Here is a 22,137-nt window from a genome sequence, read left to right as displayed (position 1 = left end):
GGCGGTCCAGCCCCGTGACCTCGAAGATGCGCCGCGCCCGGCGGGCGGCCCCGGCGGATGGTCAGCGGGCGACGATCCCGAACGCGGTCACGGCCGCCACGGCCGCCTGCGCCCGCGCTCCTGCGACCTCGTCCGTGCGTGCCCCGTGCTCTACTCCTCGGGGTCCCTGCTCCCAGGACACGGGCGTGACGCGAAGATCACGGTCCGCCGCCGGACGCCAGCCGGCGCTCGATGACGGTCTCCAGGCGCGGGTCCTGCCAGCTGCCGTCGACGACGGCCTCGATGGCGACCTCGGCCCGCTCGCCGTCCAGGGTGAGCGTCGAGATCTGGTTCGCGTAGGCCGGGCGGTCGACGATCCGCCAGCCGATCCGCGGATCGGGGACGCCGGCCGCCCGGGCCAGCGCCTGCGCCAGGCGGGCGGCGAGCCGCGAGTGCCCGAAGCCGATGACGACGCGCTCGTGCGGCGCGAGCTCCTTGCGGAAGGCCGAGCACACGACCTGCCAGACCGCCGCGGTCGCGCCGGATCCCGCCGGGAAGCCGACCTCGGCCACGTAGCAGTGGTGCACGTCGCCCGAGAGCATCACGACCGAGGACGGGGCCTCCCCGAGGCGGCCGTGGGCGGCGTCGGCGAGCAGCCCCACGACCCGCCGGTGCGAGCGCCCGAACGACGCCCAGTGATCCATGACGGCGACCCGCCGCAGGCGCTCGCCCACCCAGGCCATCGCCCGGCCCCAGGCGCCGTCGGTCAGCGCCTCGTCCCAGGCCTCCGTGTGGTGCAGGCCCGGGGCGAGCAGGAACGGGACCGAGCTGGCCAGCAGCAGGTGGCGCGCCGGGGCGCTCGCCTGGTCGCGGATCCACTCCCACTCGCGGTCGGGCACCATCTCGCGGGCGCCCGGCGTGACGTCGCGCCCGGCGCGCGAGTCGATGACGACCAGCCGCGCGCCGCCGATGTCGCGCGCCCAGCTCCAGCGGCTGTGGCCGTGCTGGCGCCCGGCGTCGTCCATCACGTCCCCGAGCAGCTCGCCGGCGTCGGGGGCCTCGCGCACCCGGGCGTACAGCTCGGAGGCGTCGAGCTCGGCCGGCGACAGGTTGCCGAGGTGCTGGAAGACCCAGTAGGCCTTCAGCCCGGCGCAGATGTGGCGGTCGAACCACGGCTTGGCGGTCATCTCGGCCATCCACCCGGCCGAGATCCGCCACTCGGCGTGGATCTCGTGGTCGTCGAAGACCATCGCACACGGCACGGTGGACATGAGCCAGCGCAGCGCGTCCTCGTCCCACGCCTCCGCGTAGGCCAGCGCGTACTCGCAGAAGTCGGCCAGCTCGCCCTCCGGCGCGTCGGCGGTGCGCGGGCGCCGCGCGAGCGTCTCGCGCAGGGCCGGCGACGGCTCGTCGGCATAGATCTGGTCGCCGAGCATGAGCACCATGTCGGGCAGGCGCGCCCCGCCCTCGCGCGCGGCGCGCAGCGCGAAGGCCCGCAGCGCGTCGACGCCGTGGCCGTCGGGGTGCTCGCGCGAGCGCAGCACGTGGGGCGGCTCGTGGGGCCGTGTGATGCGGCAGGAGCCGAAGGCGATCCGCGTCGGCGCGCCGGGCGCCGGCGGGCGGATCACGCTCGGCGGCCACGGCGAGTCCGGCGCCGGCCAGGCGACGACACCGTCGAGGCGGACCTCGTAGGGGTGCTCGCCCCCCGGCTCCAGCCCCGTCGGGCAGACCAGCGCGAAGTGCAGGCCGTCGACGCACCAGGTCGGCGCGCGCGCGCCGAGGACCTCGACCTCGCAGGCCACGTCGGTCTGCACCCAGATCGTCGCGCTGGCGGCGTCGACGAAGCGCAGCATCGGTCCCAACACGAGCCTCGGCACGCGCGCACCCTAGCCGCCCGGGACCGCCACCGCCCGACCCCTGGCCATCCGTCCAGACTCGCCGGGTCGCGGATGGCGCCCGTCGCACCGGGTACGCCCCCGTGCGAGGCGCAGCGCCGCTGCGCCACTCCCCGTCGACCCAGGAGGCCCCGCATGGGCATCGGAACGTCCATCCTGCTCATCGCCGTAGGCGCGATCATGCGCTTCGCCGTCAGCGTCCACTCGTCCGGCTTCAGCATCCACACCGCCGGGGTGATCCTCATGATCGCCGGCATTCTCGGCCTCCTCGTCAGCGTCCTGTGGATGAGCGTCTGGGCCGACCGCCGCCGCGGCACCGTCGTGCGCGACCGCGCCGTCGTGGCCGAGCCCGTCGTCCGCGAGCGCGACGTGTACTAGCCGTCGCGCGCGCGACTACGATCGCGGGCCATGACCCCCGCGATCCCGGCCCCGCTCGTCGCCCCCGAGGTGCTCGCCGAGCACCTCGGGGACCCCCAGGTCCTGATCCTGGACGGCACCGTCGTCCTGGACCGCCCGCCCGAGGGCGGGCCGTACACCCCGGTGAGCGGCCGTGCCGCCTACGACCGCGAGCACCTGCCGGGTGCCGGCTTCGCCGATCTCATCGGGGCGCTCGCCGACCCCGACGCCCCGTTCCCGTTCGCGCTGCCCTCACCCGAGCGCTTCGCCGAGCAGGCCGCGGCGCTCGGCATCGGCCCGGAGGTGCACGTCGTGGCCTACGCGCAGGACAGCCCGATGTGGGCCACGCGCCTGTGGTGGCTGCTGCGCTACTTCGGCATCGACGCCGTCAGCGTGCTCGACGGCGGCCTGCCCGCCTGGCGCGCCGCGGGCCTGCCGCTGACCGCCGAGCCGACGCCCCCGCGGCCCGCCCCGACGCCGGCGGCGGTCCGGCCGCGCCCGGAGCTGCTGGCCCGGCGCGCCGACGTCGAGGCGATCGTCGCCGGCGGCGACCGGCCCGCCTGCCTGCTCAACGCGCTCTCGCCCTCGGTGTTCCGCGGCGAGGGCCCGACGTCCTACAGCCGGGCCGGCCGCATCCCCGGCAGCGTCAACCTGCCGTGGATGGCGCTCGTGGACCGCGAGACGAACCGGTTCCGGCCGCCCGGCGAGCTGGCGCAGGCGCTGGACGCCGCGGGCGCGGCGCCCGGCACCCCGGTGGTCGCCTACTGCGGTGGCGGCATCTCCGCGACGATCGACATCTTCGCGCTGGCCCTGACCGGCCGCGACGACGTGCGGCTCTACGACGGCTCGCTGACAGAGTGGACGGCCGACCCGGCGCTGCCCGTCGAGACGGGCTGAGGGCGCGCCGCATGCATTCCCTATAATTGCGATGGATAATACCGGGTCGGCGACGAGGCGCCGCCCGTGCTTCCGCCGGCCCGTCGCTTCGCGATCCTCGCCCGGCTTCTCCGGCGTCGGCACCGGCCGGGGCTCCCGCGAGGCGCGCTCCATCGACTGGCCGACGATCGCCGACCGGGAGCGCAGCGTCGTCGACGACCTGACACGCATCCGCGACCACCCCCTCGCACCGTGCTCGATCGCGGTCTACGGCTCATCCACAACGTCGCCGCCGGGCGGCTCGGCGAGGTGCCCGAGGCCAACTCATACGGGCCAAGCCGCCTTGCGGCACGCGCGACCCCCTATTCTTGATCCTGAATCATATGAATCCACCGGCCGGCAGACCGCGACGCCCGCCGGCCACCGGCTCCCAAGGAGACCAACCATGGCGCTCACCATCGGCGACACCGCCCCGGACTTCGAGGCCGACACCACCGAGGGCCGCATCGCGTTCCACGACTGGATCGGCGACGGCTGGGCCGTCCTGTTCTCGCACCCGCGCAACTTCACCCCGGTCTGCACGACGGAGCTGGGCTACATGGCCAGCATCAAGCCCGAGTTCGACAAGCGCGGGACGAAGATCATCGGCCTGTCGGTCGACCCGCTCGACAACCACGAGAAGTGGGCCCAGGACATCGCCGAGACCCAGGGCACGGCGCCGAACTACCCGCTCATCTCCGACACCGACCACAACGTCGCCAAGCTGTACGGCATGCTGCCGGCCGACGTCGAGGGCGACCCGACGGCGCGCACGCCGGCCCAGAACCAGACGCTGCGCAACGTCTTCGTGATCGGACCCGACAAGAAGGTCAAGCTCGTGCTCATCTACCCGATGACGACCGGGCGCAACTTCGACGAGGTGCTGCGCGTCCTGGACTCGCTTCAGCTCACCGCCAAGCACGCCGTGGCCACCCCCGCCCAGTGGCAGCCCGGCGACGACGTGATCATCGCCGGCTCGGTCAGCGACGACGCGGCCAAGGAGAAGTACCCCGACGGCTGGGACGCCCCCCGGCCGTGGCTGCGCATCGTCCCGTCGCCGAACTAGGCCCGCCGACGCGCGGCCGGTCCCCACGGACCGGCCGCCGACGCGCGGAGCACGCAGCACGATCGGTAGTTCCCCGCACGCAGGTCGGGGAAGTTGTGCTGGGGCACACGGCTGCCCGTCGGCGCAGACTGCGCCCCATGAGCACGATGGACAGCACGGCCGGCATGACCCTCGGAAGCGCGCTGGAGCGGCGTCGCCTGGAGGTGCGTGCCGGGCGCATGGAGCAGGTCCTGGCGGCCCTGCGCCGGCGCGAGAGCATCTACGCCAAGGAGGGTGCGGTCCCGCCGCCGCTGCGCGCCGCGATCCGGGACTTCGGCCTCGAGCTCGACGCCGTCCGCGGCCAGCTGCGCGATCGCTCGTGCGGCGCCCGGTTCCGTAGTTTGCCCCAGCGCTGACGTGGCCCACGGCGGACGGCGGCGCCCCGGAGCGCGTGGAGACTGGTGCGGTGCGCCGGCGCCCCGCCCAGACGTCACGACGCGCTCAGGCCCCGCGCGGTGCGGCCGCCCCCGGCGCACCCCAGGCCCGTCCCCGGCTCGATGAGGAGGCGCGGCTCGTGGTGTCGCACCTCGAGCTCGATGCGCTTCTCGAAGCCCTCGTCCACGCGGCCGGGCGCCTCACGGGCGCCGGGTACGCGGCCATCGGCGTGCTGGCCGGCGACCGGACGCGGCTGGCCCGCTTCGTCGAGGTCGGCGCCGACGACGTCACCCACGACCGCCTCGAGCCGCTGCCCAGCGGACGCGGCCTGCTCGGCGTGGCCCACGACGCGCCGCGGCTCGTCCGCATCGAGGACGTGCGCGAGCACCCCGCCTTCGACGGCTTCCCGCCCGGGCATCCGGCGCTGACGTCGTTCCTCACCGCGCCCGTCCTCGTGGACGGCGAGGCCTGGGGCATGCTCTACCTCGCCGACAGGGCCGAGGGCGATTTCGGGCCGCGCGAGCTCGAGACGGCCCAGCGACTGGCCGCCTGGGCGGGGATCGCGGCCGGCAACGCGGAGGCGTACGCCCGCAGCGAGCGCGACCGCCTCGCGCTCGAGGCCGCGGTCCAGGGCCTGGAGGCGATGGTCGACATCATGCTGGCCGTCGGGACCGAGCCCGATCTCGCGGAGGTCCTGGCCGTCATCGCCCGAAGGGGCCGGTCCCTGGCCGTGGCGCGGGCGGTGGTCATCGGCCTGCGCGAGGGCGACGAGATCGTGGTCGGGGCGCTCGACGGCGAGGTCGGGACGCTGGCGGTCGGCCAGCGGTTCAGCCTGCGCGACTCCCTGGCCGCGAAGGCGCTGGCGCGGCGTGGCGCCGTCCGGGCCGTCAGCGGCGACCCGGTGCTCGAGCGGTTCGAGATGGTCGTCGGCCGCGGCGTCCTCACCGCGGTGACCGCGGTGCCGCTCGTCCATCGCGACGAGGTGCTCGGCATCCTCGAGGTCGTCGACGACGGCGACCCGCCGCCCGAGCTCGACGCCCAGCGCCGCCGCCTGATCGAGAGCTTCGCGGCGAGCGCGTCGGTGGCCATCGCCGCCGCGCGCCGCGCGTCCGACGAGCGCATGCGCACGGCGCTGCGCGCCCAGGAGCACGAGCGCATGCGCTGGGCCCGAGAGCTGCATGACGACACGCTGCAGGAGCTCGCCGCCCTCACGATGGAGCTCGCGACCGCCCGGAGGGCCATCGACCACCCCGAGGCCCGCGCCCGTCTGGAGCACGCCATGCAGCGCGCCACGCGCCAGGTCGAGGGCCTGCGCGCGCTCATCACCGAGCTGCGCCCGCTGGGCCTCGACGACCTCGGACTCGCGGCGGGCATCGAGGAGCTCGCCGCCCGGTTCACGGGCGCGACGGGCATCGCGACGAGCCTGGACCTCGACGACGTCCAGCAAGCCCCGCGCCTGGACCCCGACGTCGAGACCGCCGCCTACCGCATCACCCAGGAGGCCCTGACGAACGTCGGACGCCACTCGGGCGCGACCCATGCCGACATCGTCGTGCGCCAGGACGGCTGGATCGACCTGCGCGTCACCGACGACGGCCGCGGGTTCAGCCTCGGCTCCCCCGCCGCGGGCTTCGGCCTGGAGGGCATGCGCGAGCGCGCGGGCCTCGTGGGCGGCAGCCTCGAGGTGCTGCCCGGCGCCGGCGGGACGACCATCCACGCCCGGCTGCCGGCGCTGCTGGCCGCCCCCGACCCCACGACCGAGGACCAGGAGTCCGTATGACCGCCACCGCCGCCCGCACGATCGTCATCGCCGACGACCACGCGGTCTTCCGCGAGGGGCTGCGCCTGCTGCTGCAGAGCGAGGCCTCGCTGGAGGTCGTCGCCGAGGCGTGCACCACCGACGAGGCCGTGCGCCGGGTCCGCGGCCACAAGCCCGACGTCCTCGTGCTCGACGTGAGCATGCCGGGGCGCTCGAGCCTCGACGCCCTGGACGACATCCGCGAGGCCTCGCCCGACACCGCCATCGTCATGCTCACCATGCAGGCCGAGCCGCGCTACGCGCGCGTCGCGATGCGCGGCGGGGCCCGCGGCTACGTGCTCAAGGAGGCGGCGGGCACCGAGCTGCTGGAGGCGATCGAGACCGCCCTGCGCGGGGGACCTACCTCAGCCCGCGGCTGGGCGCCCAGCTGGCCGCCTCCCCCGAGATCCAGGGCCTGCCCGACGCGATCACGCCGCGCGAGGCCGAGGTCCTGCGCCTGCTCGCCGTCGGGCACACGAACGTGGAGATCGCCGAGATGCTGCACCTCAGCCGGCGGACCGTCGAGACCCACCGGTCGGCCCTGCAGACCAAGACCGGCACGTCCAGCCGCGCCGACCTGTTCCGCTACGCCGTCGACCACGGCCTGCTGCAGCTCGAGCCCGGTGGCCAGTAGCCCGCGCCGCGCTCGGCGCGCCACGATCCACGCCGCCGAGGCGGGCCCGACCGCGAGCGTCAGCCCGCCGCCGCGTGGCCGCGGCGTCCCCGTCCCACGGCGGGCGCACGCACCACGGCCCTGCACGACCGCGCTCGAAGCCGGTGGCGGCCGCTGCCGAGGACCGTCAGCGCGGCCCGGCGGCGGTCAGCGCCGCCCGCGCGCGGTGCACGAGCAGGCGGCTGGCCCCCGTGCTCGTGCCGAGGTTGCGCGCGACGTCCTCATGCGCGAGGCCGCCCACGGCGTGCTGCAGCAGCGCCGAGCGCTGGCGGTCGGGCAGGCCCGCGATCCGGCCGAGCAGGTCGCGCAGCGCCGCGCGCGACGTCGCGACGGCGGCGGGGTCGGCGCCGCCGGCCGCGTCGGCCAGGTCGACGCGGCCGCGGTGGTCGCCGCGCAGCTCGTCGAGCGCCGCGTTGCGCACCACGGCATACAGCCACGGCCGCAGCGCGATGGGGCGGCCGGGCTGGCGGACGAGGATCCGGTGCGTGCGCAGGAACGCCTCCTGCACGACGTCCTCGGCGGCGGCGCGGTGCTCGCCGAGGATGCGCCGGGCGTAGGCCTCCAGCGGCGCGGCGTAGCGGCGGTGCACGTCGCCGAACGCGGCGGGGTCGCCGTCGCGCACGCGGCGGACGAGCCGGTCGTCGGGGTCGCGGGGGCCGGGCATCAGGTCAGCGATCCTGACCGGCGCTCGGCGGCGCGCCATCCGCGCGCGCCCGCATCCTGGTCCAGGCTCCGCGCGCGCGCTCCTCGTGGAACTACGGATGCCGGGACGTAGGAGGTGCGGTCGCGCGGACGCCGGCGCGATGGCACCTTCGCCGCATGAGCGCGATCACCGACCCGGCCCAGACCCCGCTGCAGCAGCTCGTCGACCTGACGGGCCGGACCGCCGTCGTCACCGGCGCAGCCAAGGGCATCGGCCTCGGCATCGCCCGCCGCCTGCACGAGGCGGGCGCCGACGTGGTCGTCGCCGACCTCGACGACGCGGCGGGCGCCGTCGCAGCCGAGCTCGAGGCGCACCGGCCCGGCAGCGCCGTCGCCGTGCTCGCCGACGTCAGCGAACAGGCCGGCGCCGACCACCTCGTCGAGGAGGCCGTGGAGCGCTTCGGCGCGATCGACATCCTCGTCAACAACGCCGGCATCTACCCCAACATGCCGTTCCTGGAGATGGACCCGGCGCTGTTCCGCCGCGTCCTGGACGTCAACCTCGTCGGCCTGTTCCTGTGCACGCAGGCCGCCGCGCGGCACATGGTGGCCCGCGGCGAGGGCGGCCGGATCATCAACATCACGTCGATCGACGCGCTGCACCCGTCGATGGTCGGCCTCGCGCACTACGATGCGTCCAAGCACGGCGCCTGGGGCTTCACGAAGAACATCGCCCTCGAGCTCGCCGCCCATGGGATCACGGTCAACGCGATCGCCCCCGGCGGCATCGCGACGCCGGGGACCGGCGGCGTGGACGAGGAGCTGCTGTCCGCGTTCGCGGCCACGATCCCCATGCACCGCATGGGCGACATCGACGACATCGCGCGCGCGGTCCTGTTCCTGGCCTCGGACCTGTCGAGCTACATGACGGGCTCGCAGGTCGTGGTCGACGGCGGCAAGCTGCTGACCTGAGCCGGCCTCGCCTCAGCAGGGCGCGACGATCACGTGCAGCGTCAGGGTGCGCGCCGGACCGTGCCTGGGGTGCAGCCTCGCCTTGAGGACGTGGTCGCCCGTGCCCAGGCCCGCCGTGACCAGGCGGGCGGTCAGGCTCCCGCCGTGGGCCGTGCCCAGGCGCCGGCCGTCCAGCGTCAGCGTGACCATGCGGATCGTGTGAGTCGGAGCGCTGAAGGCGATCCGCCCCGTCGCGGCCGAGATCCGCAGCGTCGCCCGGCGGTGGCCGAAGAGCGTGGCCGTGCGCCTCGCCGTCGCGACACGCAGGCGCAGGCAGACCGCGGACGTCGTGGAGGGCGGCGTGGGCTCGCCGGTGGCCTGCACCGGGGTCTCGGCGGCCGGCGGGGCCGCCACGGGCGGGATGACCGGCGGGGGCGGCGGCGGGAGCGGCGGGGGCGGCGGCGGGGGCGGCGGGGTGCCGGTCACGACCGCCGTCGCGGCGGAGTCGACGGTGAGGTCGCCGAGGGGGTTGCTCGCCGTGACGGCGACCCGCAGGCGGCCTCCCACGTCGGCGGCCACGGGCGCGTAGGTCCTGGCGGTCGCGCCGCCGATCGGCACGCAGGACGCGCCGGTCGCGTCACAGCGCTGCCACCGGTAGGCGTAGGTGATGTCAGGCAGGCCGTCCCACGTGCCGGTGCTCGCCGTCAGGCCCGAGCCGGTCGTCGAGGCCTGCCCGACGACGGCCGGGGCGGACGAGTTGACGACGGGCCCACCGGTGCCGTAGGAGGCCTCGTCCATGAGCCCGACGTACTGGTCGCCGCCGCCCTCCTTGGCGCCGAGGGCGAAGGCGGCGGAGTTGGAGAAGTCGCCGAGGGTCACGGCCTGGGAGCCGTGGACGCCGTCGTTGCCGTCGACCCTGCCGTCGACGATGACGCGCTCCGTGTCGCCGTCCTTGAAGCAGTAGATGGAGTGCCACGTCCCGTCGGTCACGACGGTCTCGCCGTCGAGCGACCTGGACGTCAACGACCCCTTCATCGAGCAGTGGACCTGGCCGGACTGGAAGATCTCGATCTTCCAGAACCCGCCCGAGGCCGACGACAGGCCCTTGCGCATGACGTCGAAGTCGATCTCGCTCGCGTTGGGCGGCCGCGACATCTTCACGCGCGCGCCGAACCAGAACGGCTGGCTGCCGGCGTTGAGGCTCGGCGCCGAGGTGTCGGTGACGACCGACGTGGGGCCGTCGAACTCGTAGCCGTTGCCCAGGAACCCGGGCACGCCGGAGAGCACGCCCGACAGCGTCCCGTCGTTGCCGCCCACGCTGTCGTGCATCGTGGTCGCCAGCGGGCCCTCGTCCATGTGCCAGAGGCTGACCGTGCGGGCGCTGGCCACCCCGGCGCCGGCCAGCAGCGCCGCGCCCGTGAGGGCGCTCGTGGCGATCAGCGCGGCCCCGCGACGGCGGAGCGGCTTCCGTGTTCGTGGCGTTCCCATCTCGATCCCCTGACCGCGTGCGAGCAGCGGCCACCGTCCCAAGACACCCCGAATGGGTCAAGCGTCACGGCGCGGAACTGGACCTCCGTCGCGGTGATCCCCGACCTTCGGAAGGGCTCCGCCCGCACCGGTTGCCGGTGCGTCGGTGCTCAGCCCTCGAGCGTCGCCATGTCGATCACGAAGCGGAAGCGCACGTCGCCGGCCAGCATGCGCTCGTAGGCGTCGTTGATCGCCGAGATCGGGATGATCTCGATGTCGGAGGTGATCCCCCGCTCGGCGCAGAAGTCGAGCATCTCCTGGGTCTCGGCGATGCCGCCGATCAGCGAGCCCGACAGCTTGCGCCGGCGGGAGAGCAGCATGAAGACCGACGGCGACGGGTGGGGGTGCTCCGGGACCCCGACGAGGACCATCGAGCCATCGCGGCGCAGCAGCCGCAGGTAGGTGTCGAGGTCGTGGGAGGCGGCGACGGTGTTGATGATGAGGTCCAGGCTGCCGGTGTGCGGCTTCATCTGGGCGCGGTCCTTGGAGACCACGACCTCGTGCGCGCCGAGCGCCTTGCCGTCGGCGATCTTGTCCTCCGAGGTCGTGAAGAGCACGACCTCGGCGCCCATGGCGGCCGCCAGCTTGACGCCCATGTGACCCAGGCCGCCGAGGCCGACGATCCCGACCTTGGAGCCCGGGCCGACGTCCCAGTGGCGCAGCGGCGAGTAGGTCGTGATGCCGGCGCACAGCAGCGGCGCGGTGGCGGCCAGGTCCGCATCGGGCGCGATCCGCAGCACGAACGCCTCGTCGACGACGATCGTGTTGGAGTAGCCCCCCGCGGTCGTCTTGCCGGTCTGCGGCTCGATACTGCCGTAGGTCTGGATGTTGCCCTGCTCGCAGAACTGCTCCAACCCGGCGCCGCACTCCTCGCACGTCCGGCACGAGTCGACCATGCAGCCGACCCCGGCGGGGTCGCCGGGCGCGAAGCCGCTCACCTCGGCCCCGACCGCGGTGACGTGCCCCACGATCTCGTGGCCGGGCACGAGCGGGTAGGGCGTCGTGCCCCACTCGCTGCGGGCCATGTGCAGGTCGGAGTGGCAGACGCCGCAGAACGCGATCGCGATCTGCACGTCGCGCGGACCGAGGTCGCGGCGCTCGAACGCATGGGGTGCGAGCGGGGCGTCGGGGGCCGTGGCGGCGTAGCCGCGAGCGGGGAGCATGGGCGGTCCTTGCGTCGGGGGAGCAGGCGCCGCACAGCGCGCGCGGCGCCCCGCCACCCTAGCGCGCCACCCAGGACGCTAGACGGCCGGCAGCGCGGCGCCGGGATCGGGTCCCACGGTGCGGTCCGGCGCGACGGTGCTCCCGCCGGCCAGCGCCCGGATCGTCGTCCAGAAGGCCTTGCGCTCGGCCTGCACGCCCTGGTGGTAGGCCGTGCGTGCGGTCCGCAGCTGCGTGCGCAGGCCGCGCAGCGTGCCGCGGGCCTGGCGGACGGCGGCGCGGCAGGCCGCGCGGTCGCCGGCGGCCCGGGCCTGCGCGCACGTGGCCCGCGCGGTGGCGATCGCGGTGCGCGCCTGCGTTCGCAGCGACGTGCGTGCGGCGCGGAACGTGGTCTGCGTGGCGGTGAAGTCGCGGGCCAGCGTCGTGCAGGCTGCGGTGACCTTGTCGGCGGAGCCCGCGAGGCGCTTGGGGGCCTGGCCGGCGGCGACCTTGGCGCACAGCGCGGTGGCGTGCGGGAACGTGGCGGCCATGCCGCGGGCGCCGGCCGGCGCGGCCGAGGCGGCGGCGGGCAACGCAAGCAGGGCGCAGAGGCCGGCGAGCAGGAGTGGGCGAAGGGATCGCATGCGCCGAGTATCGGCCGCCGCGGGCCCGAGGACTGTGAGAAGCCCGTGAGAAGTCGGGCGTCAGCCGCGCGGCGGCGCCGGCGGCCCGAGCACGACGGGCAGGGCCGCGGGGCGGCGGAACATCGCGTTGCCCGCCCACGCCAGCTCGCCGCCGGCCTGCTGCACGGCGGGGAAGCGGCGGGCGAGCTCGCCGAGCGCGACCGCCCCCTCCATTCGTGTCAGCGCGGCGCCCAGGCAGAAGTGCGGACCGAAGCCCAGCGCGAGGTGCTGCCGGCTGTCGGTGCGGGCGATGTCGAGCGTCTCGGGCTCGGCGAAGACCTCCGGGTCGCGGTTGGCCGCGCTGTTGAGGAGCATGAGCGTGGTCCCCGCGGGGATCCGGAAGCCGTCGTAGACGCGGTCCTCCAGGGCGACCCGGTTCTGCCACTGCGCGGGCGAGACCCACCGCAGCAGCTCCTCGACCGCGCCGCCCACGAGCCCGGGGTCGGCGCACAGCCGCTCCCACTGCGGGCGGTGGTCCAGCAGCTCGTGCAGGCCGATGGCGATGAGGCTCGTCGTCGTCTCGTGGCCGGCGAACAGGAGGTTGACGAACACCGACGTCATCTCGTCGTCGCTCAGGCGCTCGGTCTGGTTGGCATCCACGAGCGCGGCGACGAGGTCGGTGGTGTCGGGATGGCGGCGGTGGTGGGCGATGACGCCGGCCAGGTAGTCCTTGAACTCGCCGATCGCCGCGTGGGCCTCCATGAGCGGCCCGGGCTGGGTGCCGTTGCGGTTGCGCCCGATCTTGGCCGACCAGTCCCGGATGAGCTCGCGGTCGGCCTCGGGGATGCCGAGGAGGTCGCTGATGACCATGAGCGGCAGCCGGTAGGCGAACGGCATGAGGTCGACGACCTCGTCGGTCGCCATCGTCCCGAGCATGGCGTCGACGTAGCGCTCCATCGCGGCCCGCAGCTCGGCGATCCGCCGGGGCGTGAACGCGCGGTGGGCGATGCGCCGCAGGCGCTCGTGCTGGTCGCCGTCGGCGTGGCTGATGAACCCGGCCTCGAACGCCCCGACGGCGTGGAAGGCCTCCAGCTGCTCGCCCGAAAGCGTGCGGGCCACCGCCTCCTGGCGGCTGCCGATGACCGAGTAGTTGTTGGAGAAGACCCGCTTCTCGTCGTCGCGGAAGATCGCCTTGACCGTCCGGTGCGGGGCGACGAGCAGCACCGGCCCGTGCCAGTGCATCGGCGCCTCCTCGCGCAGGCGTCGCCAGAGCGGGTAGGGGTCCTTCATCGCCTCGGCGTCGGAGGCCAGCACCGCGTCGAGGTGGTCGTCCAGGCTCAGGGTCGTCATGGCAGCTCGGGGTCGGTCGGGTTGACGAACACGGTCTTCATGCCGCCGTCGAGGCCGATGGCCTCGCCGGTGATGTAGGCCGCGGCGTCGGAGGCCAGGAAGACGACCAGCGCGGCCAGCTCGGCGGGCAGGCCGGGCCGCCGGGCCGGAACCCGCTCGCGCGCCATCGCGTTGAGCGCGTCGATCCCGTCCCGGCCCCCGTCGGAGCCCGAGGCGAAGATCGCCCCGCGGCGGGTGAGCATGAGGCCCGGGCACAGCGCGTTGACGGTCGCGCCGTAGGGTGCGAGCTCCTGGGCCGTGGTCTGCGTCAGCGCGATGATGCCGGCCTTCGACGCGGCGTAGGCCGCGCGCTCGCGCGAGCCCGCCCGGCCCATCACCGAGCTGATGTTGACGATGCGCCCGCGCGGGCCGGCGGCCTTGACCAGGCGGGCGGTGGCACGGCTGACGAGGAACGTGCCGGTCAGGTTGACGCCGATGACGCGGTCCCACACCGCCTCGTCGACGTCCCAGATCGGGTGGCGCGCGTCGACGTCGTGGGCGGCGGCGTTGTTGACGACGATGTCCAGCCCGCCGAGCGCGGCGACCGTGTCCTGCACGGCCCGGGCAACGTCGGCGCTGGAGGAGACGTCGGCCGGCAGGCACGCCAGGTCCGAGAGCTCCTCGGGCGTGTCGTCCCACGCCCGGTCCAGGTCCCACGCGGCGACCGTGGCTCCCGCGTCGGCCAGCGCGCGCGCCGTGGCCGCGCCCATGCCCGTCGCGCCGCCCGTGACGAGCGCGCGCCGCCCGGCGAGCACCTGCTGGGGGACCGGTTCGGGCTGCATGGGGAGACGCTATCCGCAACGCGGGCGCGCCGTGCGGGTCAGTCGATGCCGATGCGCGTCTGGAAGCCGTCGCGCTGCGCGTGATGGCGCCAGAGCACCTCGGCGATGTCCTCGGGCTCGTGGTCGCCCCCGGGCGCGATGCGCCCGGCGATGGCGGTGTGCGCGACGTGGATGCCGCTGCCGGCCAGCTCGTCGTGCAGCATCCGCGCGTAGGCGACCTCGCCGGCGAACGAGATGCCGACGCCGGGCGCAGCGGGTAGGGGTTGATCGCGGCGCCGCCCGTCGTGAACAGGATGGTGCCGCGCCCGGCGTCGCGCATCGGGTCGAGCACCGCGCGGGTCGCGGCGACCGCCCCGAGCACGCTGAACTCCAGCGGGCCGCGCACATCGTCGACCGTCGTCTCAAGGATGGGCTTCATGAACTCCTTGGCGGGCAGCGGCGAGTACTCGAGCACCTGCACCGGGCCGAGCTCGGCCGCCAGCGCGCGGATCGCGCCGTCCAGCGCGGAGACGTCGCGGATGTCGGCCGCGACGCCCTGGGCCCGGATCCCCTCGGCCTCCAGGCCGGCGGCCAGGTCGTCGAGCCTGCCCTGCGTGCGCGAGACCAGGCCGACGGCCAGCCCCTCGCGGCCGAAGCGCCGCGCGACGGCCAGTCCGAGGTTGGGTCCGGCGCCGACGATGATGATGGACATGCCGGGAACCTACCCCGGCGCGTCCCGCGCTCCGTCCCGCGCGCGCCGGGCGCGGCGCAGCGCGGCCTTGGCCCGGTGCTGGGCGGCCTCGGCGCGCACCGCCGCCGCGCGCGCCCGCTCGGTCGCCGAGTCGTGGCGCCGACGGGTCGTGGTCTCGGCGGTCTCGACGAGCGGCGCCCAGGCCGACCCGGCCTCCTCCATCTGGTCCTGCTCGAGCTCGAGGGCGTCCTGGCGGCGGTCGTGGCCGTCCTGGCCGCCGTCGAGCTGGTCCTGGTGGCCGTCGCGGCGATCCTGGGAACGCGTGAGCTCGGCCTGGCGCAGCTCGAGGGCGACGTGCCCGTCCAAGTCGGCGGCCGGGGTCAGCGAGCGCTGCGCGTCCAGCCCGGCCTGCTGTGCGTCGAGCCGGCTCTGCTCGCGGTCGGCGAGCGCCTGCTCGCGGTAGCCGATGCTCTGGTCCAGGTCCGCGAGGGCCTGCTCCTTGTCGAGCGCGGTCTGCTGGCGTGTGCGCGACCGTTGCGCGTCGGTGTTCATGCGGGCCTCTCCGTCATCAGATGGTGGGCGTCGTGCGCCTCGATGGGCGCGGGGCGGGCGATGTGGTATCCCTGCGCGAAGTCGACGCCGAGCTCGCGCAGCAGGTCCAGGGTCTCGGCGTCCTCGACCCCTTCGGCGACCGTCTCGAGGTCGAAGCTGCGGGCGAGGTTGACCTCGGCCTGCACCACGTGGCGGCTGGCGTCGTTGGTCGGCAGGTCGCGGACGAACTCGATGTCGATCTTGAGGTAGTCGACGGGCAGCTGCTTGAGGTAGGTGAAGCCGCCGTAGCCCGTGCCGAAGTCGTCGAGCGCCAGCTTGCAGCCCAGGCCGTGCAGGCGCTGGGCGAAGTCCAGCGCGGCCGCCTGGTCGGAGACCAGGGCGGTCTCGGTGATCTCGAAGACCATGTGCGCCGGGTCGGCCCCGCTCTCGCGCAGGCAGGTCTCGATGTGGGCGATGAGGCGCGGGTCGCTCAGCGAGCACCCCGAGACGTTGAGCTCCACGGGCCGGCCCTGCGCCGCCAGCCCGGCGGCCTGGCGGATGACCCAGCGGTCGATGTCGCCGATGAGCCCGCGCTGCTCGGCGATCTGCAGGTAGGCCGCCGGGCCCACGATGCCGCCGCCCGGCTCGCGCAGGCGCAGCAGCAGCTCGCGCTGGACGACCTCGTCGGTGCGCAGGTCCAGGATGGGCTGGGCGTAGAGCACGAAGCGGTCCTCGCGCAACGCGTCCTGGACCCGGCCCACCCACGCCAGCGCGCTCAGCTCCCGGCGCAGGTCCTCCTTCTCGGCGACACGCCGGGTGGCGTCGGAGAAGACCACCACGAAGCCCGTGACGCCGTCGGATGTCTGCAGCGGCGCCGAGGTCCAGCTGACCATGAGCGCCGAGCCGTCCTGGCACAGGAACGCGTCCTGGTCGACGCGCACGGTGACCGCGTCGCGCTGGGCGCGCGCGAGCCCGCAGCCGTCCGGGCCGACCCCAGGTCCCGCGTGACGGTGCACGATGTCGTGCATCCGGCGCCCGAGCATCGTCGCCGAGGACCAGCCGAGCATCTGCTCGGCGGCGCGGTTCATGAGCGTCACGCGCCCGTCGCCGTCCAGCGCGCACAGGCCCTCGCCCATCGAGTGCGTGACGGCCTGCAGGTGGTTGCGCGCCGTGGTCAGCGATGCCTCGGACGCGATCTCGGAGGAGATGTCGATCGACACGGCGATCATGGCCGTGACACGCCCTGCCCCGTCCCGCAGGACGGTGTCGCGCACGTGCGCCGGGAAGGTCGAGCCGTCCCGGCGCTTGAGGATGAAGCGGCCCTCGCGCCGGCCGGTGTGGCGGCGCTCGGGGCCGGTGCGCCCGAGCGACGGCGCGGGGTCGCCGACGACGAGCTCGGCGACGCGGCGGCCGGTGGCCTCGACGCGCGACCAGCCGTACAGCGCCTCGGCGCCGCGGTTCCAGTGCGTGACGACGCCGGCGGCGTCGGTGGCGATCACGGAGACGTCGATCTCGTCCAGCAGCGCGGACCGGGTCCCCGCCTCGGCCTCCATGGCGATGCGCTCGGTGACCTCGGCGTGGGACACGACGACGCGCACGGGCCCCTCGCCCGAGAACCGCGAGGCGCAGACGTCGAACCAGCGCCGGACGGCGCCGTGGTGGACCGGGTACTCCATGGCGAAGTGCTCGAGGGCCCCCGCGAGCACCTCGCGCAGCCCGGTGGCCGCGCGCAGGGCGTACGGATCGGGCGCCCCCGCGTCGCAGGCTCGCAGGTAGTTCTGGCCGAGGCAGTCGGCCCCGGCCCCCGCCCCGCCCTCGGCGCCGAAGCGCCGCCACGCGGCGTTGACGGCCACGACCGTGCCGGCCTCGTCGATGACGGCCACGTGGGCGGCCAGCGAGTCCAGCGTCGTCTGCCAGAAGTCGCGCGCGATGCGCAGCTCCTCCCCGACGGCCCCCGGCGCGAGACGTCCTGCGTGGTGCCGCGGATGAGCAGGGGCGCGCCCGCGCCGTCGCGGACGAGCCGGCCGTGCGTCTCCAGCCACAGGACGCGGCCGCGGCCGTCGATCATCCGGTGCTCGAGCGAGAGCCTGTCGGCCCGCCCCGCACGCACGGCGGCCATCGCGTCGCCGACGCGGCGCCGGTCGTCGGGGTGCATCGCCGCCAGCAGGTCGGCGTAGCGCGGCGTGGCGGCCGGCGGCACGCCGAGCAGGGCGCCTGCGGGGCCGGCGAGGACGATGTCGTCGCTGTCCAGCCGCCACTCCCAGCCCGTCAGGCCGGCGACGCGGTGGGCCTCGCGCAGGAGGAGGCGCTCCTGCTGCTGGTCGGTGATGTCGCGGCCCACGACGGACCAGACCCGGCCGTCGGTGTGCCCGGTCCACGACAGCAGCCGATGCGACCCGTCCCGGCAGCGCCAGCGGTTCTCGAGGCCGTCGATGCGGTCGCCCGCGGCCCGGATGCGGGCCATCCGCGCCGCTGTGGCGGCGACGTCGTCCGGATGCAGGAACTCGGTGAGCGGACGGCTCATGAGCTCGACGCGCGACCAGCCCAGCACGCGCTCCCAGGACGGGTTGAGCGCGGTGAGCAGGTCGTCGGCGCCCGCGACGGCGAACAGGTCGGAGGCCAGGTCCCAGAACGTGTCGGGCTGGGTGGGCCCCTCGAGCTCGTTCCCTCGGATCGTCGCCACGCCAGCTCCTCGGGGAGGTCGTCCTGTTGCGCCCTGGACGTCCTGCATCGACATCGCGGGCCCGGACCTGTAGGACGGCCGGCAGCATTGCTCAGCGATGCCGAGCGATTGACGCGATCGGCGCGCGGCCGGCCCCGGCGGCGGTCAAGTCCGGGACCCCATCGGCCGACACCCCTGGTGAGCGGCCGCAGCAGGCCGCCCCTCCTGGCGCCCGCATCCGCGGCGACCGCCTCCTCTCGCGCAGCCCGGCCGCCGCGGCCGGCCCATCGGCTGCGCCGACCTCCAAGGCGGTGCCCGATGCACTCCGACGGCCGGCCCACGCAGCCCATGACGTCCATCGTCCTCGCCGAGCACTGGCGCCGCTACCACGACGGGCGCGAGCGCACCGTGCGCGACGAGCTCGTCCTGGCCTACGCGCCCATCGTCAAGTACGCCGCCGGCAAGATCGCCGCCCGCATGCCCGCACACGTCGACGTCGCCGACCTCATCTCCTACGGGCTCGGCGGGCTCATCGAGGCCGTCGAGCGCTTCGACCCCGCCCAGGGGCAGCGCTTCGAGTCCTTCGCCGGCCTGCGCATCCGCGGGGCGATCATCGACGCGCTGCGGTCCCTGGACTGGGTGCCGCGCGCCGTGCGCGCCGAGGCGCGGCAGATCGACGCCGCGCTGCTGGCCCTGACCACCCGCCTTCAGCGCGTGCCGACCGACGTCGAGCTGGGCGCCTCGCTCGGTCTCGCGCCGGACGAGCTCGACGACGCCCTCCAGCGGATCGGCGAGTCCAGGATGATCGCACTGGACCAGCCGTGGGGCGCCCCCGGGATCGACGGCCCGCGACCGAGCCTCGGCGATCAGCTCGCCGACGACGGCGGCAGCGACCCCGAGCAGCGGGCGCTGGCCGGCGACGAGCGCGAGCGGATCGCGACGGCCCTGGAAGGACTCGAGAGCCGCGACCAGGTCGTGCTCGGCCTGCGCTACCACCAGGACATGACCCTGGGCGAGATCGGCGAGATCCTCGGGCTCTCGGACTCCCGTGTCTGCCAGATCCACGCCGGGGCCGTGCTCCGGCTGGGCGGGCTGCTGGCGGGCAGCGCGGCCTGAGCCCGGGCGCCTGCACGGGTACGATCCGGGCGCATGGCCGCCACCGCCTCACCGCTCGAGGCGCTCGCGCCCGGCGAGCGCGCGCTCGCCGTCGCCGCTCCCGCACCGCGCCGCGCCGGCGCCATGAAGGCCGTGCTGACCGACGCGCCGTTCAGCGACGACGGCTGGATCTTCGAGCGCAAGCTCGACGGCGTCCGCTGCGTGGCGATCCGCGACGGCGGCCCGGTCACGCTGCTCTCGCGCAACGACCTGCCGCTGGGCGGGCGCTACCCCGAGATCGCCGAGGCGCTGGAGCGCCAGCCCCAGCGCCGGTTCGCCGCCGACGGCGAGATCGTGGCCTTCGACGGCGCGCAGACGAGCTTCGCCCGGCTGGCCGGGCGCGGCCGCACGGCGGTCCCGGTGTTCTTCTACATCTTCGACGTGCTCTGGCTCGACGGCCACGACGTGCGCCGGCTGCCGCTGCGCGCGCGCAAGCGCCTGCTGCGCGACGCGCTGCGCTTCGACGACCGCGCGCTGCGGTTCTCGGCGCACCGCAACGGCGACGGGGAGGCCTACTTCGCGGAGGCCTGCCGCAAGGGCTGGGAGGGCCTGGTCGCCAAGCGCGCCGACAGCACCTACACCGACCGGCGCTCCCGGGACTGGCTCAAGCTCAAGTGCGAGCAGGGCCAGGAGCTCGTCATCGGCGGCTACACCGCGCCCAAGGGCTCGCGGACCGACTTCGGAGCGCTGCTGCTCGGGCACTACGACGACGGCGCGCTGCGCTACGCCGGCAAGGTCGGCACGGGCTTCGACGCGGCGACGCTGGCCGCGCTGGGCGCCCGGCTGCGCGCCCTGCACCGCGACGACCCGCCGTTCGCCGACGCGGGCGCGATCCGCGAGTCGACGGCGCGCTGGGTGGCGCCCGAGCTCGTCGCCCAGGTGGCCTTCACGGAGTGGACCCGCGCCGGGCGCCTGCGCCACCCACGCTTCCTGGGCCTGCGCGACGACAAGCCGGCGCGCGAGGTCGTGCGCGAGCGCCCGCGGACCTGAGCGCCCCTCAGCGCAGCGGGTGGCCGGCCTCGAGGACGACCTCGACATCGTCGGCGACCTTCAGCGCGCCGAAGAGCGTCGCGTAGGGCTTGATGCCCCAGGCGCTCTGCGTGACGGTCGCGCCCCCCGTCAGCCGGCCGTCGGCGAACACGAGATCGAACGCGATGGGACCTCGGCGGCCGCCCAGCTCGAGCTCGCCCTCCACGTGCATGTGTCCGGGCTCTCCCGGGGTGACCGAGGTGGAGCGGAAGGCGATCGGCTCGCCCCGCAGGACCTCCTTGCCGATCGTCCTGCGGATGGTGGCCTTGTCGTCGTCGCCGAGGGGCTGCATCCCGCCATGACCCCTGCGGACGTGCAGCGAGCGCGGGTCCGCGGTCACGGTCACCGAGGGCGTCTGGCCGAGCGTGAGCGTCCCCTCCCAGGCGGTGACCTCGATGACGAGGTCGTGACCCGCCTTGGCGGCGGCACCCGTGCGCCCGGTCCGGACCGAGAGCGTGGCCGTGTCGGGGCCGAGCACGAGGCGGCCGGTGGCGGTGGGCATGCATGAGGTATAGACGGTGCACGGCGGCGGCGAGGGCCGCCGCCCCGACCGAGAGGAGCCGCCGTGCCGGGCCCGACCGACATCCGTCCCCCGTTCACCGCCGAGACCGCCGCGGCCAAGGTCCAGGCGGCCGAGGACGCCTGGAACACCCGCGACCCCGACCGCGTCGCCCTCGCCTACACCGAGGACTCCGAGTGGCGCAACCGCGACACGTTCCTGCGCGGCCGCGCCGAGATCCGCGCGTTCCTGGCCGGCAAGTGGGAGCGCGAGCGCGACTACCGCCTGCGCAAGCAGCTGTGGGCGTTCGGCGAGGACCGCATCGCGGTGCGGTTCGAGTACGAGAGCCGCGACGCCGACGGGCAGTGGTGGCGCTCCTACGGCAACGAGATGTGGGAGTTCGCGCCCGACGGCCTCATGGCCCGCCGCTTCGCCTCGATCAACGACGCAAAGATCGACGAGGCCGACCTGCGCGTCAGGCCGGGCCGGGACTGAGGCCGGGCCATGGTCGACTGGGGCGCAGGACGGTACGAGACCACCGCCGCCGAGCTCGAGCCCGTGGCGCACGCGGTGGTCGCGCAGGCGCGGATCGCGCCGGGCGAGGACGTCGTCGACCTGGCGTGCGGGACCGGCAACGCGGCGCTGGCGGCCGCCGCGGCCGGCGCGCGCGTCGTGGGCGTCGATGCCGCGCCGCGCCTGCTCGAGGTCGCACGCGCGCGGGCGACCGCCGGCGGCCTGCAGGCCGCCTTCCGCGAGGGCGACCTGCTCGCCGTGCCGCTCGCCGACGCGACGGCCGACGTCGTCCTGTCGGTCTTCGGCGTGATCTTCGCCTCCGACCCCGCCCGGGCGCTCGGCGAGGTCGCGCGCCTGCTGCGGCCGGGCGGCCGCGCGCTGCTGACCGCATGGGTGCCCGCCGGGCCGATCGACGGGATGCTCGGCGCGATGGGGCGCATCGTCGCCCGGGTCACGGGCGCGCCTCCGCCGCCGCGCGCGCCGTGGTCGGACCCCGCGTTCGCCGGGCCGCTGGCCGCCGGCGCCGGCCTCGTGCTCGCGTCGACGACGCCCGCACAGCTCGCGATCCGAGCGGCGTCGCCCGAGGCCTACGTCTCGGCCGGCCAGGAGCATCCGATGGCGCTGGCCACGCGGGCCGCGGTGCAGGCCGCCGGCGTGCAGGACGAGCTCCGGGAGGCGATGACGGCCGTCCTGCGCGCGGCCAACGAGGACCCCCGCGCGCTGCTCGTCCACAGCCCGTACGTCGTCCACGAGCTGCGGCGGGGCTGATCGTGCGCGCGCGGCTGCTCCTCGCCGGCGGCGGCCGTCGGCCTCGCGGCGCTGCACCGCGGGGTGCTGCGGGCGCCGGTCCCGACCGGGACCGGCACCCGCCTCATCAGCCGCAACCGC

The 22,137-nt window shown here is 75.2% G+C and carries 22 protein-coding genes and 3 pseudogenes; 12 read left to right on the top strand and 13 right to left on the bottom strand.

Features of this window, described 5'->3' with window-relative positions:
* Positions 1 to 197 precede the first annotated feature (197 nt).
* Positions 198 to 1,856: an alkaline phosphatase D family protein gene (locus FSW04_RS10480; protein ID WP_146918990.1), complete on the bottom strand. Its 1,659-nt coding sequence runs from the start codon at positions 1,854 to 1,856 to the stop codon at positions 198 to 200.
* Between the two features lie 153 nt (positions 1,857 to 2,009).
* Between FSW04_RS10480 and FSW04_RS10475 the strand changes: the two genes are divergently transcribed.
* The 7 genes and pseudogenes from FSW04_RS10475 to FSW04_RS28140 all read left to right on the top strand — a co-directional run bounded on the left by FSW04_RS10475 (position 2,010) and on the right by FSW04_RS28140 (position 7,097).
* On the top strand, positions 2,010 to 2,252 hold the full coding sequence (locus tag FSW04_RS10475; protein ID WP_146918987.1) for a hypothetical protein: 243 nt from the start codon (positions 2,010 to 2,012) through the stop codon (positions 2,250 to 2,252).
* Between the two features lie 30 nt (positions 2,253 to 2,282).
* Entirely contained in the window at positions 2,283 to 3,167 is an 885-nt protein-coding gene (locus FSW04_RS10470; protein ID WP_146918985.1) for a sulfurtransferase, read from the top strand.
* Positions 3,168 to 3,591: 424 nt separating this feature from the next.
* Positions 3,592 to 4,251, top strand: coding sequence for a peroxiredoxin (locus FSW04_RS10465; RefSeq protein ID WP_146918982.1), 660 nt, complete (start codon positions 3,592 to 3,594; stop codon positions 4,249 to 4,251).
* A gap of 137 nt (positions 4,252 to 4,388) precedes the next feature.
* Positions 4,389 to 4,646, top strand: coding sequence for a hypothetical protein (locus FSW04_RS10460; protein ID WP_146918980.1), 258 nt, complete (start codon positions 4,389 to 4,391; stop codon positions 4,644 to 4,646).
* 158 nt (positions 4,647 to 4,804) lie between these two features.
* Positions 4,805 to 6,445 (top strand): GAF domain-containing sensor histidine kinase, encoded by a 1,641-nt coding sequence (locus FSW04_RS10455; RefSeq protein ID WP_146918978.1) that lies wholly within the window; start codon positions 4,805 to 4,807, stop codon positions 6,443 to 6,445.
* Positions 6,442 to 6,744: pseudogene (locus tag FSW04_RS28145) on the top strand (response regulator); the annotation flags it as partial. The gene FSW04_RS10455 and the pseudogene FSW04_RS28145, both read left to right, overlap by 4 nt.
* 200 nt (positions 6,745 to 6,944) lie before the next feature.
* A complete protein-coding gene (locus tag FSW04_RS28140) occupies positions 6,945 to 7,097 on the top strand; it encodes a response regulator transcription factor (RefSeq protein ID WP_321167692.1) in 153 nt (50 codons plus the stop codon).
* A 166-nt stretch (positions 7,098 to 7,263) separates the two neighbouring features.
* Here the strand turns inward: FSW04_RS28140 and FSW04_RS10445 are convergent, their stop codons facing one another.
* Complete coding sequence (locus FSW04_RS10445) at positions 7,264 to 7,800, bottom strand: RNA polymerase sigma factor (RefSeq protein WP_187369396.1); 537 nt, start codon at positions 7,798 to 7,800, stop codon at positions 7,264 to 7,266.
* A gap of 155 nt (positions 7,801 to 7,955) precedes the next feature.
* Here FSW04_RS10445 and FSW04_RS10440 point away from each other — a divergent pair, with 155 nt between their 5' ends.
* Positions 7,956 to 8,750 carry an SDR family NAD(P)-dependent oxidoreductase gene (locus tag FSW04_RS10440; protein ID WP_146918974.1) on the top strand — a complete coding sequence of 265 codons (795 nt, stop codon included), beginning with the start codon at positions 7,956 to 7,958 and terminating at the stop codon, positions 8,748 to 8,750.
* Positions 8,751 to 8,762: 12 nt separating this feature from the next.
* On the opposite strand, the gene FSW04_RS10435 is transcribed toward FSW04_RS10440, so the two are convergent.
* The 10 genes and pseudogenes from FSW04_RS10435 to FSW04_RS28425 all read right to left on the bottom strand — a co-directional run.
* Positions 8,763 to 10,217: a LamG domain-containing protein gene (locus FSW04_RS10435; RefSeq protein WP_146918972.1), complete on the bottom strand. Its 1,455-nt coding sequence runs from the start codon at positions 10,215 to 10,217 to the stop codon at positions 8,763 to 8,765.
* Positions 10,218 to 10,366: 149 nt separating this feature from the next.
* The gene (locus FSW04_RS10430; RefSeq protein WP_146918970.1) at positions 10,367 to 11,419 is read right to left on the bottom strand and encodes an NAD(P)-dependent alcohol dehydrogenase; all 1,053 of its coding nucleotides are present in this window, start codon (positions 11,417 to 11,419) and stop codon (positions 10,367 to 10,369) included.
* Between the two features lie 78 nt (positions 11,420 to 11,497).
* On the bottom strand, positions 11,498 to 12,040 hold the full coding sequence (locus FSW04_RS10425; protein WP_146918968.1) for a hypothetical protein: 543 nt from the start codon (positions 12,038 to 12,040) through the stop codon (positions 11,498 to 11,500).
* A 60-nt stretch (positions 12,041 to 12,100) separates the two neighbouring features.
* The gene (locus tag FSW04_RS10420; RefSeq protein ID WP_146918966.1) at positions 12,101 to 13,369 is read right to left on the bottom strand and encodes a cytochrome P450; all 1,269 of its coding nucleotides are present in this window, start codon (positions 13,367 to 13,369) and stop codon (positions 12,101 to 12,103) included.
* Positions 13,366 to 14,190 carry an SDR family oxidoreductase gene (locus FSW04_RS10415; protein ID WP_146918964.1) on the bottom strand — a complete coding sequence of 275 codons (825 nt, stop codon included), beginning with the start codon at positions 14,188 to 14,190 and terminating at the stop codon, positions 13,366 to 13,368. Before FSW04_RS10415 ends, FSW04_RS10420 begins: the two co-directional genes overlap by 4 nt.
* A gap of 38 nt (positions 14,191 to 14,228) precedes the next feature.
* Positions 14,229 to 14,393: a hypothetical protein gene (locus tag FSW04_RS27020; RefSeq protein ID WP_228431119.1), complete on the bottom strand. Its 165-nt coding sequence runs from the start codon at positions 14,391 to 14,393 to the stop codon at positions 14,229 to 14,231.
* A 98-nt stretch (positions 14,394 to 14,491) separates the two neighbouring features.
* Positions 14,492 to 14,881, bottom strand: a pseudogene (locus FSW04_RS28430) (SDR family NAD(P)-dependent oxidoreductase); the annotation flags it as partial.
* A gap of 9 nt (positions 14,882 to 14,890) precedes the next feature.
* Positions 14,891 to 15,412, bottom strand: coding sequence for a hypothetical protein (locus FSW04_RS10405; protein WP_146918962.1), 522 nt, complete (start codon positions 15,410 to 15,412; stop codon positions 14,891 to 14,893).
* The gene (locus tag FSW04_RS10400) at positions 15,409 to 17,274 is read right to left on the bottom strand and encodes an EAL domain-containing protein (protein WP_187369395.1); all 1,866 of its coding nucleotides are present in this window, start codon (positions 17,272 to 17,274) and stop codon (positions 15,409 to 15,411) included. Before FSW04_RS10400 ends, FSW04_RS10405 begins: the two co-directional genes overlap by 4 nt.
* A gap of 152 nt (positions 17,275 to 17,426) precedes the next feature.
* Positions 17,427 to 18,122 (bottom strand): annotated as a pseudogene (locus FSW04_RS28425) (PAS domain-containing protein); the annotation flags it as partial.
* A 279-nt stretch (positions 18,123 to 18,401) separates the two neighbouring features.
* Here FSW04_RS28425 and FSW04_RS10390 point away from each other — a divergent pair.
* Both FSW04_RS10390 and ligD read left to right on the top strand, forming a co-directional pair.
* Entirely contained in the window at positions 18,402 to 19,169 is a 768-nt protein-coding gene (locus FSW04_RS10390; RefSeq protein ID WP_146918955.1) for a FliA/WhiG family RNA polymerase sigma factor, read from the top strand.
* A 33-nt stretch (positions 19,170 to 19,202) separates the two neighbouring features.
* Positions 19,203 to 20,198: a non-homologous end-joining DNA ligase gene (gene ligD / locus FSW04_RS10385; protein WP_228431115.1), complete on the top strand. Its 996-nt coding sequence runs from the start codon at positions 19,203 to 19,205 to the stop codon at positions 20,196 to 20,198.
* Between the two features lie 7 nt (positions 20,199 to 20,205).
* Here the strand turns inward: ligD and FSW04_RS10380 are convergent, their stop codons facing one another.
* Positions 20,206 to 20,739 carry a YceI family protein gene (locus tag FSW04_RS10380; RefSeq protein ID WP_146918953.1) on the bottom strand — a complete coding sequence of 178 codons (534 nt, stop codon included), beginning with the start codon at positions 20,737 to 20,739 and terminating at the stop codon, positions 20,206 to 20,208.
* Between the two features lie 63 nt (positions 20,740 to 20,802).
* Between FSW04_RS10380 and FSW04_RS10375 the strand changes: the two genes are divergently transcribed.
* A complete protein-coding gene (locus FSW04_RS10375) occupies positions 20,803 to 21,231 on the top strand; it encodes a nuclear transport factor 2 family protein (protein ID WP_146918951.1) in 429 nt (142 codons plus the stop codon).
* 9 nt (positions 21,232 to 21,240) lie between these two features.
* Positions 21,241 to 22,017 (top strand): class I SAM-dependent methyltransferase, encoded by a 777-nt coding sequence (locus tag FSW04_RS10370; RefSeq protein ID WP_146918949.1) that lies wholly within the window; start codon positions 21,241 to 21,243, stop codon positions 22,015 to 22,017.
* Positions 22,018 to 22,137: the final 120 nt, after the last annotated feature.

The sequence above is a fragment of the Baekduia soli genome (assembly GCF_007970665.1).
GTDB lineage: Bacteria > Actinomycetota > Thermoleophilia > Solirubrobacterales > Solirubrobacteraceae > Baekduia > Baekduia soli.
Note: the sequence above shows the minus strand (reverse complement) of the source record. Positions and strands in the feature narration are given on the sequence as shown.